This is a genomic window from Nostoc sp. CALU 1950 (assembly GCF_051172895.1).
Taxonomy (GTDB): Bacteria; Cyanobacteriota; Cyanobacteriia; order Cyanobacteriales; family Nostocaceae; genus Nostoc; species Nostoc edaphicum_A.
In genome coordinates this window covers 116,464-140,207 of record NZ_JBDNJQ010000001.1, presented here as the reverse complement: position 1 = coordinate 140,207, position 23,744 = coordinate 116,464, and the positions used below count along the sequence as shown (strand labels likewise).

Genomic DNA, 23,744 nt, shown 5'->3' with positions numbered 1-23,744 from the left:
GAGTCCCTGACTACGGTAGTCTAGATGAGAGTGAATTTATCGCCTCCTTTGATATATTGTTTTATGACTTCAGTTGTTTCTAGTCCCCCACGCACTATTCGGATTGGTTCACGCAAAAGCCAACTTGCTCTGGTTCAGACCTACTGGGTACAAGAGCAACTCCAGAAAAGCTATCCTGATATCACTTTTGAAGTCCACACCATGTCTACCCAAGGCGATAAAATCTTGGATGTAGCATTAGCTAAGATTGGCGATAAAGGACTTTTTACTAAAGAACTTGAACTCGGAATGCTCAATCAGGAGATTGACTTTGCAGTTCATTCTCTCAAGGATCTGCCGACTAACTTACCAGAAGGGTTAATGCTGGCAGCAATTACTGAACGGGAGAATCCAGCAGATGCATTAGTGGTGCATGAAAAGCACAAAGATAAACAAATTGATACGTTGCCAGAAGGTGCGGTAATTGGTACATCTTCTCTGAGACGTTTAGCACAGTTACGCCACCATTTCCCCCACTTTACCTTTAAGGATGTCCGGGGAAATTTGATTACACGGTTGGCAAAACTGGATGCAGGCGAATACGACGCCCTGATTTTGGCAGCAGCAGGATTAGAGAGGTTGGGAATGAGCGATGGCTGCGCCGGGTTGCACCTACGCATTCATCAAGTTATCCCCAAAGAAATCTCACTCCACGCCGTTGGACAAGGTGCTTTAGGGATAGAATGCCGTGCTGATGATAGTGAATTGCTATCTCTACTTAAAGCCATCGAACATCCCGAAACACGCGATCGCTGTCTCGCTGAACGATCTTTTCTACGCTCATTAGAGGGCGGCTGTCAAGTACCTATCGGTGTAAATACAGAAATATCTGGTGATAACTTGACCTTAACGGGCATAGTCGCCAGTGTAGATGGTCAAAAGCTGGTAAAAGATACCGTCACAGGAATTGCCAACAATGCCGAAGCACTAGGCACAGAACTAGCAGAACTGTTACGGCAACAGGGAGCGCAAGAAATTTTAGAAGAAATTTTTGCGGTGATTCAGCGCGGTTCCTAAGCAATTGGGCAAGCCGATGTGATTAGATAAGAATTGATCGCCGTTACACAAAAGACGCGACAAATCGCGTTGGTCGGGATCAGCAAGTTAATTTGACAATATAGACTCGGGGAAGCAAAAATTACCATGCGGATTCTATTTGTTGCAGCAGAAGCAGCACCCATTGCGAAAGTAGGAGGAATGGGTGATGTTGTCGGGGCATTGCCCAAATTCCTGAGAGAAATGGGGCATGATGTGCGGATATTCTTGCCTTACTATGGCTTCCTGCCAGACAAAATGGAAATTCCCCAAGAACCCATCTGGCGGGGAAATGCGATGTTCCAGGAATTTGCTGTTTATGAAAGCGTTCTGCCTGGTACTGATGTTCCCTTATACTTATTTGGACATCCCGCCTTCCTACCTCGCCATATTTATTCTGGAGATGATGAAGACTGGCGGTTCACCTTGTTTTCTAATGGTGCAGCCGAGTTTGCCTGGAATTACTGGAAGCCAGAAATTATCCACTGTCATGATTGGCATACGGGGATGATTCCCGTGTGGATGCACCAAGATCCTGATATCACCACAGTGTTTACCATTCATAATCTGGCTTATCAAGGGCCGTGGCGTTGGTATTTAGAGAAAATTACTTGGTGTCCCTGGTATATGCAAGGACACAACGTCATGGCAGCGGCGGTGCAATTTGCCAATAAGGTAAATACAGTTTCGCCCACTTATGCCGAGCAAATCAAGACACCTGCTTACGGTGAAACATTAGAAGGTTTGTTGTCCTTTATTAGCGGTAAATTATCTGGGATTATCAACGGTATTGATACCGAGGTTTATAATCCAGAAAATGACAAATATATTGCTCAAACCTTTACCGCTGATACTTTAGATAAACGCAAAGCCAACAAAATTGCTTTGCAACAAGAAGTAGGATTAGAAGTCAACTCCAAAGCCTTTTTAATTGGGATTGTGACCCGATTAGTGGAACAAAAAGGCATTGATTTGATGTTGCAAATCCTCGATCGCTTCCTATCTTATACAGATGCCCAGTTTGTGCTGTTGGGGACAGGCGATCGCTACTATGAAACTCAGATGTGGCAATTAGCATCTCGCTTCCCCGGACGCATGGCAACTTACTTACTGTATAACGATGCCCTGTCTCGCCGGATCTACGCTGGTACTGATGCCTTCTTGATGCCCAGCCGTTTTGAACCATGCGGTATTAGCCAAATGATGGCTTTGCGCTACGGTTCTGTGCCCATTGTCCGCCGCACAGGTGGATTGGTTGACACCGTAACCCATCACGACCCCGAAAATGCCGCAGGTACCGGTTATTGCTTTGACCGCTATGAACCGCTAGACCTTTTCACCTCGATGATCCGAGCTTGGGAAGGCTTCCGTTTCAAACCGCAATGGCAAGAACTCCAAAAACGCGGTATGAGTCAAGATTTTAGTTGGTATCAATCTGCCAAGCAGTACGTGAAGTTGTACAGGTCAATTTACGGTTTGCCAGAAGAAGAAGAGACACCAGAACCAAAGTTAGTTTTAAACGAAGCAGTCACCACAAGCAAGTCCTGAACACCGCCAGGAGCATACAAATGTAGGGCGGTTAGAAACCGCATCTACACAAACGAAACCCACGAAGGTGGGTTTCAAACCTCAATTTTTCCTTAGTCCGCGGAGGCTGACTACCATGCGGGAAGCCGCAAAGCGTCTATGTTTGTATAGCCGCGACTTCCAGTCGCCAGGGCTACTGATTACTCGTCGCTTTCGCCCTAATTAACCAATCACGATCGCCAGTACAAATTTCCCGACCAGACGAGTCTCCTAAGCGGTCTAGCGCCAATAAACAAGCGTATTTCAAATCCCAAATCGGCGTATTTAGGCAAATTTTGAGTTCAGGAATCGCTCGTGAATCACCCAATTGACCAAGAGCGATCGCACACGCTGCACGAGATTTCTGAAACTGGGGTTCGCGGTTGTGCAGGTTTTCTACTAGCAAATCGTAAGCGGGAGCATATTTGAGCCAGCCGAAAAGTTTCATGACATGATAATGGGCACCATAGTCGTTATATGCCTTATCCCCATAAGTAACTAAAAGTGCTTGGGGTGCTTCTTGTGCATAGATATCCAGTAAGGTTTTTGTGGCTAAATAGCAGCGTCCAAAATCGGTTTCGTAGAGTTCGTTAATCACAAAATCTAGCACAGGGGTAGCATCATACTCGTGTACCAAATCAAGGTCGTTGGGATGGTCGTAGAGTACTTGCTCTAAGTAAGGTTGAATTTCTGTAAAAGTAATTTCACCATTGGGAACGCCTGCATCCAAAAGCATCCGCAATCCTCGCAATCGAAATACCAGAGATACAGGACAACGGGCAATTTCTGGAATGGCTTTGTAATAGCGTGAATCAATCAGGTCTTGAATACAACCGCGCCGTGCATTGACGCTGGAACTTTGCAGCAGCGTTATCACCTCAGTAATTTGGGAGTAGTCACCCGTGAAACGACAAACTGTAGCGATCGCTGCACTACGGGTAGGTTCATCCTCAACTTCAGTAAATTTACGTACACGTTCGAGAGACGGCTGATAGTCGGCATTAGCTAGAGTATGAATAATCACTCGATAGATTTGGCCTGGTTTATCCAGTAGTTGTGCCACCTCTTCGAGAATTTCTGACTCTTTAGTGCCGATTTCCCCGATCGCCCACACGGTATTTTCAACAGTATAAATATCATCATCTTTAAGGCACTGCCGAATTACAGGCAACGCTGATTCGGCCTGCAATCGCCCCAGACTTTCCACAGCCTTGCGTCGAACAATCCGGTGGTCTAACTCATCAGGGTTACTGGTTTCAATCGCCCGTACCAAAGCCGCGATCGATTGCTCAGTGGGGAAGTTAATTAGATGGGAAACAGCAATATACTTATCAGAAGCGTCTTCGAGTTGTTCTAATGGTGTATCGATAATTGCGATCGCTTCTTCTTCTGTCAACCCAAACATTTTAAAAAAACGTTTATCCATTGGTCTATAAATGGCTCTTGGATAATTGCTCAGAGGTCACGTTTATTATCGTACTGGGGATTGGGGACTGGAGATTGGGAAATAGGGGTCAAAAGGTAATCAGGAAGCAAAAATGGGCATTTGAGCGTCACAAGTATAGGGAAAATGACCCAAAAAAGTTTGACTAGAGAAATTACGGAATTTTTGGTTAAATTAAACTAAAAATTATACTTTCGTTCCTTGGTATACTCAATGATTAATTAGGCTGCAAATAGCTTGATAAATTAACATTGCTAATAACATTAATATTTTTAATACGAAGATAAATACTGTACTAAAAATTACACATTTAGTGGTATTTAACGAAAAATCGATGTTAGATGACTAAAATATTTTCCCGAAATAGCCAAAAAGTTCCGTGTAGTAACTTCTTGTTCATTCTTACAAAATTAGAACAGGAAAAGTCCTAATGTTGAACAAACATTTTTTAGCTAGTTTTTTGGCTCTAATAACTGCGATGACAATTATTATGGTTAACGTTCCATCTACTTATGGCAATAGTAATTCAAATGTTCAGACTTATGTCAATAGTGGTACAAATGTTCAAAAGATTGCTTTACGTCCAGATGAACTGATAGAGATAGCTTTGGACAATGCTGAAAACTTTTTAGAGGTATTGAAATGGGCTTACGACAATCAAGGTTTGCCACAAGATATTATGGACACAGCATCGGAATGGATAAAAAACTTGAATACAGCAATAAACTCAATAAAGGAAAAATTCAATACAAATAGTAGGGTTGAACAATTTGATATTGACCAACTTTCCGAATATCTTCAGGAAACTAGGATTTTAGAACAATACAAAAAAGCTCAACAAATGCGTGAATTTAAAGCACTAGCTTTAGAAGCTTTAAAAGATTACAATCAATAGACCTCTTGCAAAAGTCAAAAAATCAGGAATGTCATTTTGAGCCGAACGCAGTGGAGAGAAGGAGCTTACCAAATGCTTCACTCTGCTTTAAATGACAATTTAAACATTTATACAAGAGGTCTAGTAAATAGGTAAACTAATATTTTCTATAAGTAAAACCACCAACTTTTTACACTGGTGGTTTTTCGCTAATCTTTATCTTCAAATCGGGTTGCCAAGTGGAGCAATACAGACTTGCTACTGATGCCATGAAAACCTTAGTTGGGCATGAAGTGTGATTGCTGTTGACTTATTTACACTGCACCCAGGCAACCGTCACCGAAGAGTGAAGTTCTCAATCCCCTTGAGCTTCAGATTTTAAAAGCAAAATCACCCAAACTACCCAAAGTGTTAATAGTTAGTTATTTGGGCTATAGAAGCGATCGAGATGGGGTTGCTTGGAACATCGATATAATTTTTTGGAAGTCCCTAAAACCAATACCAAAAACGCAAGTTAGTAGTTACAGCTATTTTCAGGTAAATAGACTACGCAGTAGGGGCGTAAGGCCTTGCGTCTCTACAACAGATGTGGTTCAAATACATGAAAACTGCTGTAAGTAGCAGTTTACGCCAAAATAAAATAAAATCCGCTGATCAAGCTTTGAGTAATAGTTGCGATCACAGCCATTTGAGGATGAGAAGAACAAATATGAGTGATTATTTAAATGACTACGAATTTAACAACCTCGATTTTTACAGAAAAAATCATGGTTTACAGCTTTATTACAACTGGTCTGGAGAAATTTGGTGGCAAGAAACACCAGACAAGCCAAAGGAAAAATTATTCTCTATTATTGGGATGAATGCTACCAAAGTATTTCTCAAGCCCGATCCTGAGTATGGCGAAATCGGGTATCGCATCAATAGAGAGTTGGGTTTATTTTGTGACCCGGATACTCAAGAAATTCTGCACTTTTGGAAGTCACCAACAGCAACTCAAGCAGTACCAGTAGTACACATTGCTAACCGGATTGTCCAAGGTTCAGTTAAACCAAAGAAATTTCTCATACCCAAAGGCAGTGGATATATTACCTCTGTCATGGAAATTCCTTTAGAATACCCGCATCCTTTAGCAGGAGATAGCAAATATTCAGACTATTGCCCTGGAGAAAAGTTTAAGGGAGTTGAGTACTTTATCTCAAATACATGCCGACCCGATACAACTGATGTCCCTCCTGCTAAGTGGGCGAGAGACTGTCCTTGGTTGCCGTGGATGAAGCTAGGATATGCTCATCCAGCTAAATTAAGATTTGAAACCACAATCTTTAGAGTAGATTCTTTTGAACAGCTTCATCCTAGCTTGGTCAAGTTGGTGAGGGAAAAAGTCCCAATTTATGAATTCACGCCAACAGAAAGTGATGAACCGAATGTGACGAGCATTCAATATTTTAAGAAAAACTTTGAGTCCTATTTACGAGGAGATATTTTTCCCCTGGAGGAAACCTCTTAAAATAATTTGTAATTCGTAATTCGTAATTCGTAATTAAATTCTTAGTACAAATTATGAATTAGTTATACCGTTTCTTTGTGAAGCTGCATATAATTCACCCCCCGGCTATCGCTGTCCTCCCTTGCCAAGTAGGGTGTGTGGTCGCAGAGCGCAACGCACCGTCAACAATCTCAGGTGCGTTAGCCTACGGCATTAACACATCTTACAGCTAATTTATATTTCTTCATATACATTGAATTTTTCTCACCGACTTACTTAAAATACTTATCAGAACTTGGAGCAAAAGCTGTAGTTGGGTTCAACTTTTGAAGAATTCCGTAAAAAAGCTTTACCAGTGGTAACTCGATCTGAGAAGATCGGAATATATGCATTTGTCAGCTATTAGGTAGTTGCCTCTTGCCAATTGTTCAGTTTTATGTAATAGCTAATTACTGGTCTTTAGCGAATAAGCAAATACAAACATTCTTTGGAAGACTAAAAACACATCATTCATTTGAAGGAGGCATGAGGCAGGAGGCAGAAGGCAGAAAGCTTTTATGTTTTACCTCAGTTGGGTATTCAAACCCCTCCTGAAAAAGCAGCCCCAAATTGAAAATTTGAAGTTCTTGTCTTAAACCCAAGACCCATCTGGTCGCGGTACAAGAGACAGAGAGCAGTTTTCCTCCTGCCTCCTGCCCTCTGCCTCCTGCCTTCTTTGATAAACACGCATTTAGGAAACAAAACTTATGGATGAAACCTCAGAATTCACAACAAACAATAACGTAACCGCCCAAGATGTAGCAGAAGTTATTGCAGAACTTGAGCAATATCGGGAACGTCTAATCCAAGAAACTACGGAAACAGCAAAACGGGCTAAATTAATGAGAGTAAACGTCATGGCAAAACTAGAGCCTGAGCTTACCAAGATTGATTCTGCTCTCCAGGAACTCCGTAATCAACAGGCTGCCTTGAGTGTCAGCAACTAGTAATTCATTTTAATAATTTAGCTAGAAGTTATATGCTCAACTCCGAAACTCAATCCGGGGCTGATTTGTTAAATCTGTCCCATGTAGAAACTGATGCTTTATTTGCAGCGGTGAGTGAGCAATTAAGCTTAAACACCTTTAACCCCGATGACCAAGAGCTAATACAGCGGATGGTTGAGAGTATGGGGGACTCACGGGGTATGGTTAGGTTGAGTTTCGCAGAGGCATTGGGTAAAATTGGTAAACCAGCGACCCCCTTATTGATGGAAGCTGTGGCAAATCATCCAAACCCAGTTGTGCGGAGAGCCAGTGCTAAAACCCTGACACTCATCGCTGACCCGATCGCAGTTCCCACTTTGGTCAACGCTCTTTTAAATGATGAAGATACCGTGGTCAAAACCTCGGCGGTGGGGGGGCTTGCCAAAATAGGCGAGGCAGCTGTACCAGCGTTGCTGAAAATCTTAGCGTCAACCGAGTATCCGGAAAGTGCCAAAGGTCATGCGGTATGGGCGTTAGGATTTATTGGGGCAGAAGCGAAGGAGCATTTATATCGAGAGATTAACTCAGACTCGGCTGAAGTTCGGGCTGGGGTGGTAGGTGCGATCGCTAAAATCGCTCAAGAAGGCACTGAAGAAGGAGCATTTCACATTCTGGTGAACGCTCTCACTGATTCATCCTTAATCGTGCGGTGTGAAGCTGCATCTGCTTTAGGCAGCCTAGCCTATCAACCAGCAATTCCTAATCTGGTTGAGTTACTGCATCATGCCGATTGGGAAACTCGAAAAGCGGCGGCTTTAGCATTGATGAAAATTGGCGATCGCACTGCTTTAGAACCACTGCAAGCTGCATTAACTGAGGAAAAAGAAGCGGGGGTTCAGGCAGTGATTAAGTTAGCGATTTCTCAAATTGAGAGACAGCTAGAAGAAGATGCTTGGGAATAGGTCGATGCATATTTACAACTTGACATCTTCCTCTCGTTTTGAGAGTATTTAAGCAGCAATTAGTTTTTCGTTAATTAATGAATATGGCTAGAGAACTTAGACACGAATGCATCTGATTGCGATTCGGAATCTCCGCATTGATACTGTCCAATACCCCGATGTCAAAAAGCAAATTGACGACTGGTACGCAACCGTCAAGAAGGTGGAATGGCAAAACTTGGAGGAAGTTCGTAAAATTTATCGAGATGCTGAAGCGGTTGGAAATTTTACAGTCTTTAACATCAAAGGGAATGACTATCGCCTGATTGTCGGTATTGACTACGAAAACCAAACGCTTTACTACAAATACTTTCTAACTCATGCCGAATACGACAAAGGTAAATGGAAAAATGACCCTTACTTTTGACCAAGCTGCTTATAGTAGTCTACTAGCTGAAGTTGCCCCCAAGGTCATTGAGACGGAAGAGGAATACAATCGCGCCCTAGCTGTGGCAGAGCGCCTAACGTTTTGCAAGAACCGGACTCCAGAAGAACAAGCTCTGCATAAGCTGATAGTAACGCTGATTGAAGCGTATGAGGCACAGAACTATCCAATGGATGAATCTGCACCGCATGAAATTCTCCAACACATTATGGAAGCGAGTGATACTCGTCAAGCTGACTTGGTGGGCATCATCGGATCGAGCGGCGTGGTGTCTGAGGTTGTGAACGGTAAGCGGTCGATTAGTAAGGCACAAGCTAAGGCACTCGGAGATTACTTCAAGGTGACACCCAGTCTATTCATCTAATGTATCTGGTCTATTAGGATTGATAAAAGTAGTTGTATTTAAGAGCGATCGCTACTCTCTCTTATACTTAATCACCTGATCTAATCGAGGCAAAGCACTGACTGCGGACTCTCTAACATACGGTTCAATAGATTCATCATTTGTCAATGCTGTCAGCACTTCTACTCCTCGGATATCACCCATCGAACCGAGTGCATTGACGATCGCTACAGCCATTGCAACGTTATCTATTGTTTTCAAAGCTTCAGTCAAAACCTCAAAAGCAGGAGAACCAATTTCACCCAGCGCCATCACTGATGCAATATAAACAACGGGATTTTGGTCATTGAGCGCTGTTTTTAATCCCTGTAAGCCCTCAGCCGGGAAAGGAACATCGGGATGGTTAGCAGCAACCTGTGCCAGTGCCTTAGCACAGCTACCCCGAATGGTCGCATTATCGCTATTTACTAATGACTCTGTCAGTAGCGGTACAGCGTCCGTACCAATAGCACCCAGTGCCTTTACCGCAGCTCGACGGTAGGTAACATCTTCCTCATCCAAAATGCCCATCAACCGAGGAATGGTATTTTCATCACGGACATCAGCCAGTTCCCACATAGCCCGTTCCCGCAGATTGGGGTTGGGGTGTTTTAACTGTTCAAATAGAGAATCTATTGTCATAAAATCAAATTTTCCTGTCTAAATCCCCCAAATTCAATCATGAATTACGAATTACGTTAGCGAGTATTCGTTCGCTTTTAGCGTTTCGTAGAGAGCGTCATTACGAATTACGAATTAGTAACAACTGAGGGACTCTTGGTCAGTCACTCAACCAGATACAGGCAAAGCAACAGACTGAGAGTCCCTAAGTTTTAGAGTATGACTATCGCTCGTCTAGTCAATCCGTGTCACTATGACAGGGAGTTGATTACATAGTCGAGGAGAGCGCGGAACTCAACCAATGCTTGAGGAGACATGTCACGAGGAGAGCAAGCGCGATCGCGGGTGTAAGTCATCGCGGTAACGTAAGGAGCTGTGGGCAGACCCAAAGAGCGATACACTTCACGAGCGCCTGCAATACCCCATTCGTCTAGAGGGCCAGTACCGCCCACAACTAAGCTGTAGTTGATCAAGCGTAGGTAATGCTTGATGTCGCGGAGGCACTTGTCTTTTTTGACTTGGGTAGCGCCAGCTTCGCCTTCTTGGGTGAGGTAAGGATATTTCTTGAAGGCAGCATCATAAGCTTCCTTAGCTACGTTATCGATACCAGCAGCTAGCTTTTCAGCAGCTTCTAGACGAGCACTAGCACGTTGAATGCTACCTTGAACTGATTCTAGATCAGAGGAGGTTGGGAAACGACCTGCTGCATCAGCAGCTCCAATAACCGTAGTGATAACTGATTTCATTGCTTTTTATACTCCAGATTAGATTTGATCGAGTTTTTATTTCAGTTGGCTTGACTAATAGGCTTTAGGCGTTAGCGATTAGCAATTAGCTCAGAGCAGAAATAACGCGATCGAAGTAGCTAGCAGCTTCAGCAGCTAGAGCAGAGCAGTCGCCTTGAGGAGTGTCCAGTTTGCGGAACTTTTTGCCAGCGTTAGCTTCAGTGTTGGTGTTGGTGATGTGAGCGACGCTAATAGCCTTCAGGATTTGGAAAGCGCGTACAGAAGATCCTGTGGGTACGCCCAAAGCTGTGTAGGTTTCTTTCAAACCGTTCAAAGCACGATCATCCAATACGGAAGAATCGCCAGCCAATAGCGCATAAGTTACGTAGCGCAGAACGATTTCAGCATCACGTAGGCAAGCAGCCATCCGACGGGTGGGGTACAAGTTACCACCAGATTGAATCAAACCTGTGTTTTCACAAGCAATCCCTGCAATGGCATCAGAAACCGCACAGCTAGCGTTGCTGGCGATCGCATTCACTGCATCAAGGCGCTTGTTGCCTTCAGCGATGAAAGACTTAAGGGCTGCCAAGTCAGCACCACCGATAGGAGCGGTTTTGGCATCAGCCGCAATTACAGCTCTGGAAAAAGCATCAAGAACCATGAGTTCTCCTTAATATTCACAAATGGCGGATATTATTTCTGGCGTGTTCTCGATCAGATTAACTGTGAGTAGCCAAACAAAAACATAGGGGATCAATAGTACCCTAGTCTTTACTATGAGAGACAAAGTAATAATCTGTAATATTTAATTTGGGATTGGGGACTGGGGATTGGGGACTGGGGACTAGGGAAAAGGGAGAAACAGACTGTCAACAAGGAGCAAGATTTTTACCCAACTCAGCACTCAGCACTCTTCATGTTTCCCCTTTCCCTTCTTGATAAAATTCTTTCTCACCATGCCCAATTCCCAATGCCCAAAAAATTAAGACTTACGCGTTTCAATGGAACTCTGCCACTGCGTAAGTCTTAAGGAAAAAATCTTATTTTTTAATTGATTAAGCTTGTTTGAGCAGATGTTTGACCAAATTATCTTTCACCATCATCTGCCGTAAGACTTCTAACAAAAAATCCTGAGCTTCTTCTTGACTCAAATTTTTTACCTGGTCTTTCAAATTTTGTAAACGAAACTGTTGCTCTAAAGTTAGTTCGATTGGGAAGTCCATCATTCACTCCTCGGATTGACTGGATCGAAGGGTATGTGTTGTTACCGCTAGTGTGAAGGCGTAAGCTGTCATTGACATTGCTTCCTAATAGTCTAGCACTGAGATATTAAAACGTCTACATTGTCAAGCCATAAGAAATAGTCCCCATAAAAGTTTACAATTACACAACGACACGTCCGCCTCTCCCTTTGTAGGGAGTTTATTGAAGCTGACCGCTAATAGCTGTAATGTTTAGAATGTTTATATACCAACAACTGTAAAAAGAAAGAACAAGGAAAACATCATCCGCAGGAGTAATAAGTAGGAGTCAGAAGATTGATAGACGCAATGGAATTTTTTCAGCTAAGTGCTGGTAAGTGGCGATCGCAACGTGCAACTCATCATCTGGCCTTCAAGCGTTCAGAGACGGGAGAATCAGATATACAGGTAGAAACTCTAGATGCCGATCATCCAGAAATCATTGAACTGTGCCAGTATCATGAGATTGACCCCAGCCTTTCAATAGGTGGGTCACGTGTGCGTTGGCTAGGCACTATGGCATGGGATAGAGAGGGTGAGGAAAATCATCAGGGGAAAACCATATTTGCGATCGTGCCTGATAGCGATAACCCAAGGCAAGGCAAATTACTCCGCGAAAGAGGTTACGCCGAAATAGTGCCTGTAGTCGGTCTTTTTCACATGGATGATGAAGATGGACTGGTGCTGACAACCGAATACGAAACAATGAGTTCCATTGAGCGATTCTGGTTTGCCAGCCCAAATATGCGACTGCGAACCAGTACAGTCAAACGATTTGGCGGCTTCAGTACAGCATCATTTTGTTCTGAAACCCGCATTGATAATTCTGTTGAGGTTTCCAGCACAGCAGAAGTAACAGAAACACAAGGGCCGGATGTTCTGGAAAAAAGACAGTTTTATTCAGTTTTGGGCTGGTGAATTATCTCAAGCAGAGTGATGCTTTTACTCGTGGGCAAGATTACCTGCGTCTAGTACAGGGACTTGCCCTAGAACCGGGTATGGTGGATGTGTTTGATAACCTGCGCGATCGCATTCCCATTTGCACTTGGATCGGTGAAAATATTAACACCGTAAACGCTCAGATAAATGCCTATCTAGAAGTTTGTCATGAGTGCTTTCATCCCCAAGAGCGTCGCCACATCCAAATTTTTGCAGTACCCATAGCTCAATCCTTCGGCATAGATGGGCTGTGCAACATTCTCACGAACCCAACCACCATTTTGGTAGATGTCGGTCGAGTTGAACCTAAAGACTGGTTTGGTGTAGTCGTCCATGAATACGCCCATGCCCATTTAGGAGACTTTGGTCACAACGAGCAGTTTGCTAGCATCCTATCTCATCTATGTTTAGGACTGGGATTGGAACCACCTTACTGGGAGGTAGGGATGGAAGCAACTTTGCGTAGCTGGCCTTACTGTAAGTCAACCATAGACCCTCTGAAATTTTGGATAGGTCATTGAAGGAGGCAGGGGAGGCAGGGGAGGCAGAGGAGCAGAGGAGCAGAGGAGAATAACCAATTTCCAGTCCCCAGTCCCCAGTCCCCAATCCCCAGTCCCCAATTCGCCATTAATTTCTTTTGCTAAATGTTAAAAATCATTGCCTTAGTTCAAAAAGGTGAAACGGAATCTTCTAATCTAAAATATGTGAACAAAGCTTTTTGAGTCATTTACGTAGCCATTAAGCTGGAAGCCCTTCTCCCTTTATTAATTAGCTATGGGTTAAATCCAGCGGGCTAATCATTTTCTCCTACGAATACTGAAATTGCCCTTAGTTAAGTTTCGTGAAATTTTATCAGAATCTGAGGTTCTGATCCAACTACTCCCTTAATATGTGATTTAAAGTTGTTAACTTTAATTAAGAAACATGGAGGCTTTAGAGTGTCAATTCCTCTGTTAACGTATGATCCTTCAAGTCAAAATCAGCGTGTAGCTGGATATGAAGTACCAGGTGATGAACAGCCCAGGATTTTTACTACAGACAATATACTTTCTCCATCAGATTTAGGTGATCTGATTGAAGCAGCATATCGTCAAATTTTCTTTTATGCCTTTGCTGCCGATCGCGAAACATATTTAGAGTCTCAACTCCGTAATGGACAAATTACAGTGCGGGACTTTATTCGTGGGTTACTGCTTTCTAATACCTTTAAGAAAAGCTTCTACGACCTCAACAATAATTATCGCTTTGTTGAGCAAGTAATTCAGCGGGTTTTAGGACGCGACCCATACAACGAGCGCGAAAAAATTGCTTGGTCAATTGTAGTTGCTACCAAGGGTATTGTAGGCTTGGTTGATGAAGTACTCAACACCGAAGAGTACCTGAGCAATTTTGGATACTCTACAGTGCCTTATCAGCGCCGTCGGATACTGCCATCTCAATCTGCGGGTGAGTTGCCATTCAACATCAAATCACCACGATACGAAGATTACCACCGTACCAAACTGGGTTTCCCCCAAATCATTTGGCAGGTCGAAGTACGCAGATTCCTTCCACAAGAGCAAAAGCCCAAAGCTGGCGATCCAGCTCTATTCCTGTCTATGGCACAAAGTGTCAATGCAACTGGCAATGCACCACAAAGGATCTCGTCATTCAACATCGATATCGAGAAGTCTGTACCTTATCGGCAACTGGCAGGAATTAAATAACGATTTTTGATCGGTGGCTGGCTAGTACATCCATTTGATTGATTATTTTATAGCGTGCATAAGTCTTGGGTTATGTAGGAGTTTTATTTAGGTATAACTAAGTGAAACAGACTCTATCCCATGTCTGATGCACGCTAGTTGTTAATGGGAATTGGGGATTGGGAATTGGGCATTGAGTATGGTTTTTGGTTTTTTATCAATGGCTCAATGTATGTGAAATGGGGCTAGTTTCAGGCGTGGGATGTGCTTAAAGTACAGTTCGTCTTTTTAACATCTCCAAAAGTTTTGTAAAGTGGGCGGGAGGAGTAGCTGTCACCTCAATCAACTCCCCAGAAAGAGGATGCTGCAATTTTAGTCGCCAAGCGTGTAGTGCTTGACCGGGCAAATTTACCCCTACTGAATGACCAGAACTATAAACTCGATCGCCGACAATTGGATGTCCCATTTTGGCGCTGTGGACACGAATTTGATGGGTGCGTCCAGTTTCTAATTGAAAGTGAATCAAGGTGAAGTTACCAAGGCGTTCTAGTATTTGCCAATGAGTGACGGCAGATCGTCCACCTTGTTCAACGGGTATAATTGCCATTTTCTTCCGGTCTTGGGGATGGCGACCAATGGGCAAATCTATGGTGCCACTTTCAGTTTTTGGCGCACCGTAAACTACGCCCAAGTATTCTCGCCGTGCAGTTTTTGCTTTGAGTTGTGCTTGTAGATGACGATGGGCAATATCTGTTTTAGCGATCGCGATCGCTCCTGTTGTATCCTTATCCAATCGATGGACGATTCCCGGACGTTGGACTCCGCCAATTCCTGGTAGATTGGGACAGTGAGCCAATAAAGCATTTACCAAAGTGCCATCTGGATGACCCGGCGCAGGATGGACAACTAAACCTGCGGGTTTGTTAAGAATAAGTAACTGGTCGTCTTCGTAGAGGATATCTAAGGGGATATCTTCTGCTAGTAGTTCCAGGGGTTGTGCTTCTGGTATTTCGAGAGTGATGCGATCGCCTAGCTTGACATTGATCTTCTTAGATGTGCAAACTTGATCGTTAAGTTGGACGTTACCCTGTTCGATTAACTGTTGGATGCGAGAACGGGATAAGTCAGGTAATTCTTGGGAAAGGAAACGGTCAAGGCGATCGCCTTTGGTGTTGATGCAGTGTATCGTACTCTGAAGGGGAAGCAAGCTAGGTAAAGCATCCTCCAGTGGAGTTGATAAGCGTTCGCCCTTGGCGTTGGCGCAGCCATCGCTATTTTCTTGGATTTGTAAATTAAATTCGGTCACAATTACTCTATATTAATTCCCCTTCTTTAAGTAAAGCGCGGAATGCCTTTAATTTGGCGGTTAGAAATCGCATCTACTCAGGCAAAACCTTGATTTGACCTTAGCGGACGAGAGTTATCATATACCCGTGAATTCTATTGCCTTAGCTGTCTTGTATTTGTTCTCTTACTGATTGTCGAAATACTCTAAGTGCTGAACTCATTCCTGTAGTTCGTGCCATTTCCACAAACCGGGGAATGAGTTCCGTGATAGAAAAAGTAGGAAACGTGGGGCTGATGAGAGACTTCACATATTGTTCACCTTGCAGCAAGCTAATTTCTAGGTTTTTGTTTTCATATCGCCAAATTTCAGGTACTCTTAACGCTTCGTAGGCACTAATTTGGGTTTTAGAGGTGACATCAATTTCAATCGCCAAATCAGGAGGAGGGTCAACAGTTAGGTCGATCCTGTCTTTCCCAATCATTAGCTTATAGTTTTGAATATAAAAACAATCATCAGGTTCAATACCTGCACTTATATCTTTTCGCTTAAAGGTAGTTGAACCTAAAGATTCCCAATTTAGATCGAGTTCATCTAGCAAAGCTTTCACCAAGTCTCCGATGATTACCTTAGACCGCTCATGTTCTGGTAATGGAGCCATAATTTCTAACGTTCCTTGGCTGTATGCTACTCGACTCCCGCGATGTTCCCCTAACTCGTTGAGAATTGCTTCAAATACTTGCCAACTCACATCTTCCAGTATTATTCTTTGCCCTGGTGGAACTCGAATTTGGCTGAGTTGAAGAGTAACCATAGGATGTTAGTTGTTAAATAATTTCATTTTTACTCAAATTCGAGATGAGCGAAAAGGGAATTTTCCCAAATTTGATTTAGCAAACGCCCCAAAAGCGATGGCTTCGCCAACGCCAAAGGCGAACGCTTAAATTCTTTCCATCTCTTCTCCTCTGTGTCCTCTGCGCCTCTGCGGTTCATAATTCTAAATTTATAACTTCTTGCGGCAACTCAAATAAACCATCTTCCCCAGTTTCAAAATCAATCACTTGATACACAGCATCAATATTTAATTCACCATAAATATGAGGAAATAATTCACCTATTTCAGCAGGTTCATAGCGAATTTCAGCTTGTACTTTTTCCGAATCAATAAAAAGTAGTACTAATTCTTTTTGATTATCAAAAAATCTCTTGGCAACCTTGAGTATTTGCGTTGATTTTGAACAATGTATAAAACCTTCACTGTCTAAAGAATCAGCGCGATATGTACCGAGATTTTTTGCTTTTTCCCATTCTTGGCGTTTGGTAATGTGAATAATAGTGTTCATAGAAAATCTAGGAATTTCTGCGGATTGTAATATTTTCAGGAAATCTTCTAAATTGGTAAAGTCTTTAATTACTTTTGTAGCGCCTACATTTGTTAATTTCTTATCACCTATGCCAATAAAAGCAATATTCAACCGATAGGCAGCTTTTACATCCCAAACACCATCACCGACAAAAACAACTTTCTGGAATTTTTCAACTTGATAAAGATTCTCTGCTTTGATAATAGCTGTTTTAATAATATCTTCTCGCGAAAGTGCATCATTAGCTGAGGCGAACGGAATGCCTTCTATTTCTAAGTTGGCTTTTTGAAGTTTTAGTTTAGCAGACTCACGCCAACCACCAGTTGCGATCGCAACACACCAATCAGGGTATAACTGTAATTTAGCTAATACTTTTGCAGAACCAGGTATTTCGCTGAATAAATCTTGGTTATTAATATACGCTTCCTGGAGTAGACTAACAAAACGCGCTTTAATTCTGACTAACTCTTCATTTGAAGGAAGACGTTCTAATTTTTCTTTGAAAATTTCCTGTGTAATTCCCGAATCTGTGGTGTATGAGTATTCAGACCAATTTGTATGTACACCAAAAATTCCAAATTCTAATGCAAAAGCACGTTTAAAACAATCTTCATCAACTTTGTAGGTATTTGTTAGTGTACCATCAATATCAAAAATTACTAATTGCATACAAGCGATCGCTCTACAAAATTCTTCTTTAAAATATCACGCTTAGACACTCCAGATACAGAGCTTTTCTTTGTGCTTTTGCATGAGGTTATGATTCTATCAATTCGGCGGAATACAAACATCTGGCGCACATAACCCAATAAACTCTAGGGTTTTTACCTCAAAAGTATTCAAATCTACGCGACGGATAGCATGGTTATTGGTATCAGCAATATATAAATATGAATCCATAACACTCAATCCCGAAGGTTCAAAAAAGCGGCTATTTTTACCTTGACCATTTTGTAAACCAGCAAAACCATCTCCCAAAACTGTTTGACAATTTCCACTCGGACTAACTAATTTAATTTTATGGTTATAAGTATCTGCCACCCACAGAAAATTATGGGCATATTCCACTCCTAAACAATGTTGTAAACGGACATCTTCACCTTGTCCATCTACATCCCCAAAGTCAAATAAACCGCCACTACCGCAAACAGTTCGCACTTGGTACGGTTCGACAATTCCAACACCACGAATTGAACTAACTTCACTGTCAGCAATATATAATTCTTGCTCATTATTAGTAATACCACTAGGTTGTGCAAAGGCAGATTCGGTAAGTGAACCATCAATACACGCTTCTGCACCAATACCAGCATAAGTTTTGATGATGCTATTTTCCAAATCCATTTCCCAGATTTGATGCGGCCCAGCCATTGCAATAAATAGGGTATTTCCCACTTTCACTAAATCCCAAGGGGAATTCAGCGCGGTTTCTAAACCAGCACCGCCATGAGGATGAATATTACGGCTTTGTTCACCTATTCCTGCAATAGTTTCAACTACTTGGCGCTTTAAATCAACTCGCCGCAGAACATGATTTTCTGTATCAGCAACATAAAGAATCTGATTTTCGGTATCATAAGCCATTCCCTGTGGTGCAAAAAATTGCGCTTCGTTAAAAGCACCATCGGTTAAACCTGATTTTCCAGTACCAATTAAGTGCAAAATTTCTCCATCAAAGCTACTCACAACCAGACGGTGATGTCCAGAGTCAGCGATGAATAAACCCATCGGAGTAGCTAGAACTTTACCAGGGAAAGCTAGGGGTGTGATTAATGGTTGGCGCTGTTTTTCTAAAGTTAAGCTGATTTCTTGAAAATTAATTGTGCCTTTGTCTTGGTGTTGCTGAATTAACTTTTTAATCAACTCGTCTAAAGTATCACGGTTTCCTTCACCAGAAATCTGGCCAATCACGTAACCTTCTGGATCAATAATTATTAACGTAGGCCAAGCACGCACAGCATATTCTTGCCAAATCCGAAAATCTCTGTCAACTACAACTGGATGTTCAATGTCGTAACGTAGTATGGCTTGACGGATGTTTTCTGTTTCTTTTTCGTTGTCAAATTTGGCGGAGTGAACGCCGATAATAGTAAGGCTATCTTTATATTTTTGTTCTAAATATTTCAAGTTTGGCAGAATATGCAGACAATTAATGCAGCAGTATGTCCAAAAATCTAAAATTACGACTCTACCTTTGAATTGTTTAAGAGATAAAGGCTTATCGGTATTTAGCCAAGAGTAATTTTGTGGTAATTCTGGCGCTCTAACACGGGGAATCATAAAGTATCCTTTACTAAAATTAGCTCATTAATTTAACTTTAAGTTAAGAGTGTTTGTCATGCATAATTCAATACAGTTCAGTTAAAAAAAAATGTAGGTTGGGTGAAGCAAAGCGCAACCCAACAAAGCCCTGGAAATGTTGGGTTTCGTTCCTAAACCCAACTTACACAACTTAAGGTTTTTGACACTAACTGAACTGTATTGATGCATAATTTGCTTATTTTATGCACAGTTGATACACAATAAAAGGTAGACAACAGTCTAGATCAGTGAAATCAAAATCCACAAATAGTCAAACTTAATTCTTGCAAAATACTCTAAGTCTAGCGACTTAACGTAATTTAAATTATAATTATCTTCTCAACTAGTGTCAGTGAAAGTTTATGAACACTTTCTATATTTCAGATTTAGACGGTACATTGCTTGGAGATAATGCAATTCTTTCTTCGTTCAGCAAAAAAATACTTTCTGAACTCTTGCATCAAGGACTCCAGTTTACTGTAGCTAGTGCGCGTAGCGTTGTTTCTATGCAGGTCATTCTGAAAGATTTGAATCTTCGTCTCCCGATTATTGAATTTAATGGTGCTTTTATTTCTGATTTGGATTCTGGTAGACATGAAATCATAAATTCTATTTGCCCTTCTGTAGTTGAAAGTATCTACAAAATTATCCTGGAGTTTGGCTGTGTTCCCTTTGTATCTAGTTTTAATGGCACAGAAGATTGTGTTTACTATAAAAATGTAATGAACGATGGAATGCGTTGGCATATTAACGATCGCTTAACCAGCAAAGACCGAAGATTGCGAGCAATTGAAGATTTGACACATTCTTTTAGCGATCAAATTGTTTGTCTAACAGTGATTGGTCACGCACACGAATTACTCGAACTTCAAGGCGCGATTATTGAAAGACATGAAACTAGTGTAGAGACACACTTGATGGAAAACCAATACTCTCCAGGTTGGTATTGGTTAACAATTCATGACCGCAAAGCGACAAAAGGCCAAGCCATTCGGACTCTGGTAGAGACTTATGGATTAAAGGAAAGTGAAATTGTGGTATTTGGCGATCAAATTAATGACATCAAAATGTTCAAAATTGCTAATCATGCCATTGCAGTTGCTAACGCAGATGCCAAACTCAAACGTTATGCAACATTAGAAATTGGCTCAAACACAGAAGATAGCGTTGTTAAATACATTCATCAGAATTGGTTGAACAGATATGCTTAGAAAAAGGGACTGGGGACTGGACTACCAGTTTCTAACTTTCAGTATCCGCATAAACTAGAAATGGTTTTAACGGACATCACTTTTGAAACGACTTAACAGACTAACTACTATAGAGTTGTCAGCTTGGGTACAACAAGCAAAAACAAAAGCTGAACACGGAAAAATTATCGATCGCATTCCGCAATTATCTAAAGCTGATCCTGGTTGGTTTGCAGCCTATATATGCTGTGAATCGGGTAAAACTATCAGTTTTGGGGATATAGCTTGTATTTTCCCGCTAATGAGCGTGATTAAGACATTTTCTCTCCTTTATCTGCTGGAACATTTTGGAGCAGAAACGGTTTTTAAGTGGGTTGGGGTGGAACCATCGGATGCACCCTTCAATTCTTTAAAACAATTAGTTAGCGATCGCGGTTATCCCCGCAACCCCATGATTAATAGTGGGGCAATTACGCTTGCTGATAAGTTACCAGGAAAGGACGCAAATCAACGCACTCTTTTATTTTGTCAATGGCTCAACCAATTAGCCGGTTGCCAACTAAGCTTAGATGAGGTAACGCTGGCTTCAGTGCGATTAACCCGCTCAACAGCCAATGAAGCGATCGCAAACTATCTCGCCGAAGCTGGACATCTAGAAAATATTGAAACAGCACTTGACACTTACGAGCAAATATGCTGTATATCTGGGCAAGTTGAAGATTTAGCCTTGTTAGGAAAACTTTTAGCTTGTGAAAATAACTTTTTAAAATCACAAAACCGCCGAATTGTCAATACTGTGATGTTAAATTGTGGATTGTACGAAGCTTCTGCCGAGTTTGCAGTCAAGATTGGTTTGCCGATGAAATCAGGGATTGGTGGTGGACTTGTAGCAATAGTACCAGGTGAGGGAGCGATCGCTTGCTACAGTCCTGGGTTGGATGATATCGGAAATCCTGTAGGTGCGATCGCATTTGTTGAGGCTTTAGCGCAAGAGTTACAGTTGAGTATTTTTGGTTAACTCTGGTTTTTCTGTTTCGGGAGCGCTTATTTTAGGTAACGGCGTTGATTCAGGAGTTGGCGTTACCTCCGGTTGTGGTTCTGGTGCTGGAGACTCGATAATCTCTGGCAGCGTTGGTGGCAAACTAGGAGATGGCGCAACTGTTACTTGTGGAGTTGGTGTCTTGCCCGTTTGACGGTTAAAAAATCCGCCAAATTTAGATTTTTTTGTCTGAGGCGCAACTTTTTCAGGTAACGGCGTTGATTCAGGAGTTGATGTTACCTCTGGCTGTGGTTCTGGCGTTGGCGTAATTATTTCTGGTACTGGAGACTCGATAATCTCTGGCAGCGTGGGTGGCAAAGTAGGAGATGGTGCAACTGTTGTTTGTGGTGTGGGAACTTTACCAGCCTGACGTTTGAAAAATCCGCCAAATCTAGGTTTTGTTGGTTGAGGGACAACTTTTTCAGGTAACGGTGTCGATTCAGGAGTCGGCGTTACCTCTGGCTGTGATTCTGGTACCGGAGACTCAATTATTTCTGATGGTATCGGGGATAAGGTGGGAGATGGTACAGCCGTTGGAATTTCCAATTTTGGTTGTTCTGGCTGTGTTTTAGATTCTTTGGGAACTTCAGTTTCCGGAATGGGCTGTTTTTCTAGCTTCGGTTGTATTTCGGGTGTTTTTTCAACAGAAGGCGTAGGTGTAGGTTTAGGTGCAAGTCTATAATTCGGGTCTACAATGCCCCGCACCTCATCTGCTGTGAGTTCTCCTCTCACAATTTTTGATAAAGTGTCTTTACCCTTTGGCTGGTAGTCAATCAACCGGACTGTGGTATTAAAGGCATTTTTGAGAGGATTTCCCTGGTTATCGAGAAATTCTAACTTTATCCAGTTTTTACCAGTTTGGAAGCCTTTAAGATAAACAGCTTGCCAGCGATCAAAAATAAAGCTTTCACCATTAATTGTGACGCGGATACGCCAATCACTAAATCCGTCGTTAGCGTTTTCCTTCTCAACCAGGTGTAGGGGAGCGTTAGTTAGATAAAAATCCAGTAATATTGGCTCTGCCCCATAGCTACTTTGAGGACGGCTGTAAGTTAGGAGGGGTAATTTAGGATCTGGGTTGTTGTCGTCGGTTTTGGTAAAGACGTGAAATGTTGTCTGGGCATAAGCGCCTTCATTCTTAAAGCTTTCATGCCAAGGACGAGAAGCGAAGACGCGCAGGGTATGAGTACCTGGAGACAAGTCTGGCAAAACCAAGGGCTGATTGAGGTCGTAAACAGGTATATAAGGTTGATTATCCAGAATTACGTGTAGATGTGGCCCCAATTGTAATTGTGGGTCTTTAAATATTGGTAGATCCTTAACCTGAAAACTAGCTGTGATTTTGTTATCTTGGAAAACTTCATCAGATTTTGGAGTAACAATTGTCACTTGTGGCTGATAAACTTCCAAAATTGTCCGCAGTTCTTGAATAACAGATGGTGGGGAAACTTCCGAAAATTGCTTTGAAATTTGAGAAATCTGTGGAGAGTTTTCTCTATAGCTATTAGATACTTCCTGGCTAGCGACTTTCTCGCCGCAACTGGTCAAGCTTAATACCAGCAACAATGTCATTATCCACCTAAGAATCGGGAACCTCTCAGGTAGGAGCTTCTCTAACACCCTTTTCTGCCACGAGTTCATGCGTTGCACCCAGTGATAGTCTTCGACAATTGACAGATTATTTTCGCTCAAACTGTCCATCTGGAACTATAGCCCAAAAGGTGAAATCTACCTCACATCGCCTAAGTTTTCCTGTGTCTATTTCAGTAGATTTGAAAATAAGTCATACTTTTTACAGCTTTTTACTTACCACAATGGAAAGATGACACAAATGTTCATGAGTAATAGTAGTAAAAGCTGGAATGCCCAATACATACAGCAAAACCATAAAACTTACGAATTGTTATTCTTTGTAAATTAAAATGGTTAATCTATTGACTTTTAGACAAATAGTTTGACGTTAAAAGGCAGATAAGGCGGGAATTTCAGCAATATTCCACCAAGTTTGAATTATTGTTAAAATATCTCCAACAAAGTGCAGGTGAAGACTCTATAATTCAACGAGAAACAACTCTCCACATAGGGTCTTCATCGCGGCTTCAGTAAAATTCTGAGTATCCGGTAATGGTTCACTTTGTGGTATTCATGATTCCTCATTCCTTATCAAGAGA

Annotated in this window: 23 protein-coding genes and 1 pseudogene; 13 read left to right on the top strand and 11 right to left on the bottom strand. The window is 42.0% G+C overall.

Annotation, left to right across the window (positions count from 1 at the left end):
* Positions 1-63 precede the first annotated feature (63 nt).
* Positions 64-1,056 (top strand): hydroxymethylbilane synthase, encoded by a 993-nt coding sequence (gene hemC / locus ABF638_RS00645; RefSeq protein ID WP_435019292.1) that lies wholly within the window; start codon positions 64-66, stop codon positions 1,054-1,056.
* Between the two features lie 126 nt (positions 1,057-1,182).
* Complete coding sequence (glgA, locus tag ABF638_RS00640; RefSeq protein WP_435019290.1) at positions 1,183-2,622, top strand: glycogen synthase GlgA; 1,440 nt, start codon at positions 1,183-1,185, stop codon at positions 2,620-2,622.
* Between the two features lie 172 nt (positions 2,623-2,794).
* Here the strand turns inward: glgA and ABF638_RS00635 are convergent, their stop codons facing one another.
* Entirely contained in the window at positions 2,795-4,066 is a 1,272-nt protein-coding gene (locus ABF638_RS00635; RefSeq protein ID WP_435019288.1) for a HEAT repeat domain-containing protein, read from the bottom strand.
* A 448-nt stretch (positions 4,067-4,514) separates the two neighbouring features.
* On the opposite strand from ABF638_RS00635, the gene ABF638_RS00630 reads away from it, so the two are divergent.
* From ABF638_RS00630 to ABF638_RS00605, 6 genes are all read left to right on the top strand, one after another.
* Positions 4,515-4,979 carry a hypothetical protein gene (locus ABF638_RS00630; RefSeq protein WP_435019286.1) on the top strand — a complete coding sequence of 155 codons (465 nt, stop codon included), beginning with the start codon at positions 4,515-4,517 and terminating at the stop codon, positions 4,977-4,979.
* 688 nt (positions 4,980-5,667) lie between these two features.
* Positions 5,668-6,468, top strand: a complete 801-nt coding sequence (locus tag ABF638_RS00625) for a DUF1838 family protein (RefSeq protein ID WP_435019284.1) — start codon at positions 5,668-5,670, stop codon at positions 6,466-6,468.
* A gap of 725 nt (positions 6,469-7,193) precedes the next feature.
* Positions 7,194-7,433 (top strand): hypothetical protein, encoded by a 240-nt coding sequence (locus tag ABF638_RS00620; RefSeq protein ID WP_435019282.1) that lies wholly within the window; start codon positions 7,194-7,196, stop codon positions 7,431-7,433.
* 32 nt (positions 7,434-7,465) lie between these two features.
* On the top strand, positions 7,466-8,374 hold the full coding sequence (locus tag ABF638_RS00615; RefSeq protein WP_435019280.1) for a HEAT repeat domain-containing protein: 909 nt from the start codon (positions 7,466-7,468) through the stop codon (positions 8,372-8,374).
* Positions 8,375-8,480: 106 nt separating this feature from the next.
* Positions 8,481-8,780, top strand: a complete 300-nt coding sequence (locus ABF638_RS00610; protein WP_435019278.1) for a type II toxin-antitoxin system HigB family toxin — start codon at positions 8,481-8,483, stop codon at positions 8,778-8,780.
* A complete protein-coding gene (locus ABF638_RS00605) occupies positions 8,764-9,162 on the top strand; it encodes a helix-turn-helix domain-containing protein (RefSeq protein ID WP_435019276.1) in 399 nt (132 codons plus the stop codon). The genes ABF638_RS00610 and ABF638_RS00605 overlap by 17 nt, the downstream gene beginning before the upstream one ends.
* A 51-nt stretch (positions 9,163-9,213) precedes the next feature.
* On the opposite strand, the gene ABF638_RS00600 is transcribed toward ABF638_RS00605, so the two are convergent.
* The 4 genes from ABF638_RS00600 to ABF638_RS00585 form a co-directional block, all read right to left on the bottom strand.
* Entirely contained in the window at positions 9,214-9,822 is a 609-nt protein-coding gene (locus tag ABF638_RS00600) for a HEAT repeat domain-containing protein (protein ID WP_435019274.1), read from the bottom strand.
* Between the two features lie 230 nt (positions 9,823-10,052).
* Positions 10,053-10,547 carry a bleomycin hydrolase gene (locus ABF638_RS00595; protein WP_069074020.1) on the bottom strand — a complete coding sequence of 165 codons (495 nt, stop codon included), beginning with the start codon at positions 10,545-10,547 and terminating at the stop codon, positions 10,053-10,055.
* Positions 10,548-10,632: 85 nt separating this feature from the next.
* Positions 10,633-11,190, bottom strand: a complete 558-nt coding sequence (locus ABF638_RS00590; protein ID WP_181931967.1) for a bleomycin hydrolase — start codon at positions 11,188-11,190, stop codon at positions 10,633-10,635.
* Between the two features lie 394 nt (positions 11,191-11,584).
* The gene (locus ABF638_RS00585) at positions 11,585-11,755 is read right to left on the bottom strand and encodes an NblA/ycf18 family protein (RefSeq protein ID WP_238846266.1); all 171 of its coding nucleotides are present in this window, start codon (positions 11,753-11,755) and stop codon (positions 11,585-11,587) included.
* A gap of 315 nt (positions 11,756-12,070) precedes the next feature.
* On the opposite strand from ABF638_RS00585, the gene ABF638_RS00580 reads away from it, so the two are divergent.
* The 3 genes from ABF638_RS00580 to ABF638_RS00570 all read left to right on the top strand — a co-directional run bounded on the left by ABF638_RS00580 (position 12,071) and on the right by ABF638_RS00570 (position 14,415).
* Entirely contained in the window at positions 12,071-12,688 is a 618-nt protein-coding gene (locus ABF638_RS00580; RefSeq protein WP_435019344.1) for a phycobiliprotein lyase, read from the top strand.
* Positions 12,685-13,230, top strand: a complete 546-nt coding sequence (locus ABF638_RS00575; protein WP_435019271.1) for a hypothetical protein — start codon at positions 12,685-12,687, stop codon at positions 13,228-13,230. Before ABF638_RS00580 ends, ABF638_RS00575 begins: the two co-directional genes overlap by 4 nt.
* Positions 13,231-13,647: 417 nt before the next feature.
* Positions 13,648-14,415, top strand: coding sequence for a phycobilisome rod-core linker polypeptide (locus ABF638_RS00570; RefSeq protein WP_435019269.1), 768 nt, complete (start codon positions 13,648-13,650; stop codon positions 14,413-14,415).
* A 247-nt stretch (positions 14,416-14,662) separates the two neighbouring features.
* Here ABF638_RS00570 and ABF638_RS00565 read toward each other — a convergent pair whose 3' ends face one another.
* The 5 genes and pseudogenes from ABF638_RS00565 to ABF638_RS00545 form a co-directional block, all read right to left on the bottom strand.
* Complete coding sequence (locus ABF638_RS00565; RefSeq protein ID WP_435019342.1) at positions 14,663-15,580, bottom strand: RluA family pseudouridine synthase; 918 nt, start codon at positions 15,578-15,580, stop codon at positions 14,663-14,665.
* A 262-nt stretch (positions 15,581-15,842) separates the two neighbouring features.
* On the bottom strand, positions 15,843-16,493 hold the full coding sequence (locus ABF638_RS00560) for a Uma2 family endonuclease (RefSeq protein WP_435019267.1): 651 nt from the start codon (positions 16,491-16,493) through the stop codon (positions 15,843-15,845).
* Positions 16,494-16,668: 175 nt separating this feature from the next.
* Positions 16,669-17,022, bottom strand: a complete 354-nt coding sequence (locus ABF638_RS00555; RefSeq protein ID WP_435019340.1) for a DUF952 domain-containing protein — start codon at positions 17,020-17,022, stop codon at positions 16,669-16,671.
* A gap of 120 nt (positions 17,023-17,142) precedes the next feature.
* Positions 17,143-17,712 (bottom strand): annotated as a pseudogene (locus ABF638_RS00550) (HAD family hydrolase); the annotation flags it as partial.
* A 99-nt stretch (positions 17,713-17,811) separates the two neighbouring features.
* Complete coding sequence (locus ABF638_RS00545; RefSeq protein ID WP_435019265.1) at positions 17,812-19,323, bottom strand: thioredoxin-like domain-containing protein; 1,512 nt, start codon at positions 19,321-19,323, stop codon at positions 17,812-17,814.
* 383 nt (positions 19,324-19,706) lie between these two features.
* On the opposite strand from ABF638_RS00545, the gene ABF638_RS00540 reads away from it, so the two are divergent.
* Complete coding sequence (locus ABF638_RS00540) at positions 19,707-20,555, top strand: HAD hydrolase family protein (protein WP_435019263.1); 849 nt, start codon at positions 19,707-19,709, stop codon at positions 20,553-20,555.
* 82 nt (positions 20,556-20,637) lie between these two features.
* The gene (glsA, locus tag ABF638_RS00535) at positions 20,638-21,552 is read left to right on the top strand and encodes a glutaminase A (RefSeq protein ID WP_435019261.1); all 915 of its coding nucleotides are present in this window, start codon (positions 20,638-20,640) and stop codon (positions 21,550-21,552) included.
* Here glsA and ABF638_RS00530 read toward each other — a convergent pair.
* Positions 21,529-23,214 carry a hypothetical protein gene (locus ABF638_RS00530; protein WP_435019338.1) on the bottom strand — a complete coding sequence of 562 codons (1,686 nt, stop codon included), beginning with the start codon at positions 23,212-23,214 and terminating at the stop codon, positions 21,529-21,531. The two genes, glsA and ABF638_RS00530, sit on opposite strands and share 24 nt — an antisense overlap.
* Between the last annotated feature and the right edge of the window lie 530 nt (positions 23,215-23,744).

What these genes read in the sequence shown, in the direction of transcription:
- hemC (WP_435019292.1), top strand. Translation starts at nt 64, where the DNA reads ATGACTTCAGTTGTTTCTAGTCCCCCACGCACTATTCGGATTGGTTCA.
- glgA (WP_435019290.1), top strand. Translation starts at nt 1,183, where the DNA reads ATGCGGATTCTATTTGTTGCAGCAGAAGCAGCACCCATTGCGAAAGTA.
- ABF638_RS00635 (WP_435019288.1), bottom strand. Translation starts at nt 4,066, where the DNA reads ATGGATAAACGTTTTTTTAAAATGTTTGGGTTGACAGAAGAAGAAGCG.
- ABF638_RS00630 (WP_435019286.1), top strand. Translation starts at nt 4,515, where the DNA reads ATGTTGAACAAACATTTTTTAGCTAGTTTTTTGGCTCTAATAACTGCG.
- ABF638_RS00625 (WP_435019284.1), top strand. Translation starts at nt 5,668, where the DNA reads ATGAGTGATTATTTAAATGACTACGAATTTAACAACCTCGATTTTTAC.
- ABF638_RS00620 (WP_435019282.1), top strand. Translation starts at nt 7,194, where the DNA reads ATGGATGAAACCTCAGAATTCACAACAAACAATAACGTAACCGCCCAA.
- ABF638_RS00615 (WP_435019280.1), top strand. Translation starts at nt 7,466, where the DNA reads ATGCTCAACTCCGAAACTCAATCCGGGGCTGATTTGTTAAATCTGTCC.
- ABF638_RS00610 (WP_435019278.1), top strand. Translation starts at nt 8,481, where the DNA reads ATGCATCTGATTGCGATTCGGAATCTCCGCATTGATACTGTCCAATAC.
- ABF638_RS00605 (WP_435019276.1), top strand. Translation starts at nt 8,764, where the DNA reads ATGACCCTTACTTTTGACCAAGCTGCTTATAGTAGTCTACTAGCTGAA.
- ABF638_RS00600 (WP_435019274.1), bottom strand. Translation starts at nt 9,822, where the DNA reads ATGACAATAGATTCTCTATTTGAACAGTTAAAACACCCCAACCCCAAT.
- ABF638_RS00595 (WP_069074020.1), bottom strand. Translation starts at nt 10,547, where the DNA reads ATGAAATCAGTTATCACTACGGTTATTGGAGCTGCTGATGCAGCAGGT.
- ABF638_RS00590 (WP_181931967.1), bottom strand. Translation starts at nt 11,190, where the DNA reads ATGGTTCTTGATGCTTTTTCCAGAGCTGTAATTGCGGCTGATGCCAAA.
- ABF638_RS00585 (WP_238846266.1), bottom strand. Translation starts at nt 11,755, where the DNA reads ATGATGGACTTCCCAATCGAACTAACTTTAGAGCAACAGTTTCGTTTA.
- ABF638_RS00560 (WP_435019267.1), bottom strand. Translation starts at nt 16,493, where the DNA reads ATGGTTACTCTTCAACTCAGCCAAATTCGAGTTCCACCAGGGCAAAGA.
- ABF638_RS00555 (WP_435019340.1), bottom strand. Translation starts at nt 17,022, where the DNA reads ATGAACACTATTATTCACATTACCAAACGCCAAGAATGGGAAAAAGCA.
- ABF638_RS00545 (WP_435019265.1), bottom strand. Translation starts at nt 19,323, where the DNA reads ATGATTCCCCGTGTTAGAGCGCCAGAATTACCACAAAATTACTCTTGG.
- ABF638_RS00540 (WP_435019263.1), top strand. Translation starts at nt 19,707, where the DNA reads ATGAACACTTTCTATATTTCAGATTTAGACGGTACATTGCTTGGAGAT.
- ABF638_RS00530 (WP_435019338.1), bottom strand. Translation starts at nt 23,214, where the DNA reads ATGAACTCGTGGCAGAAAAGGGTGTTAGAGAAGCTCCTACCTGAGAGG.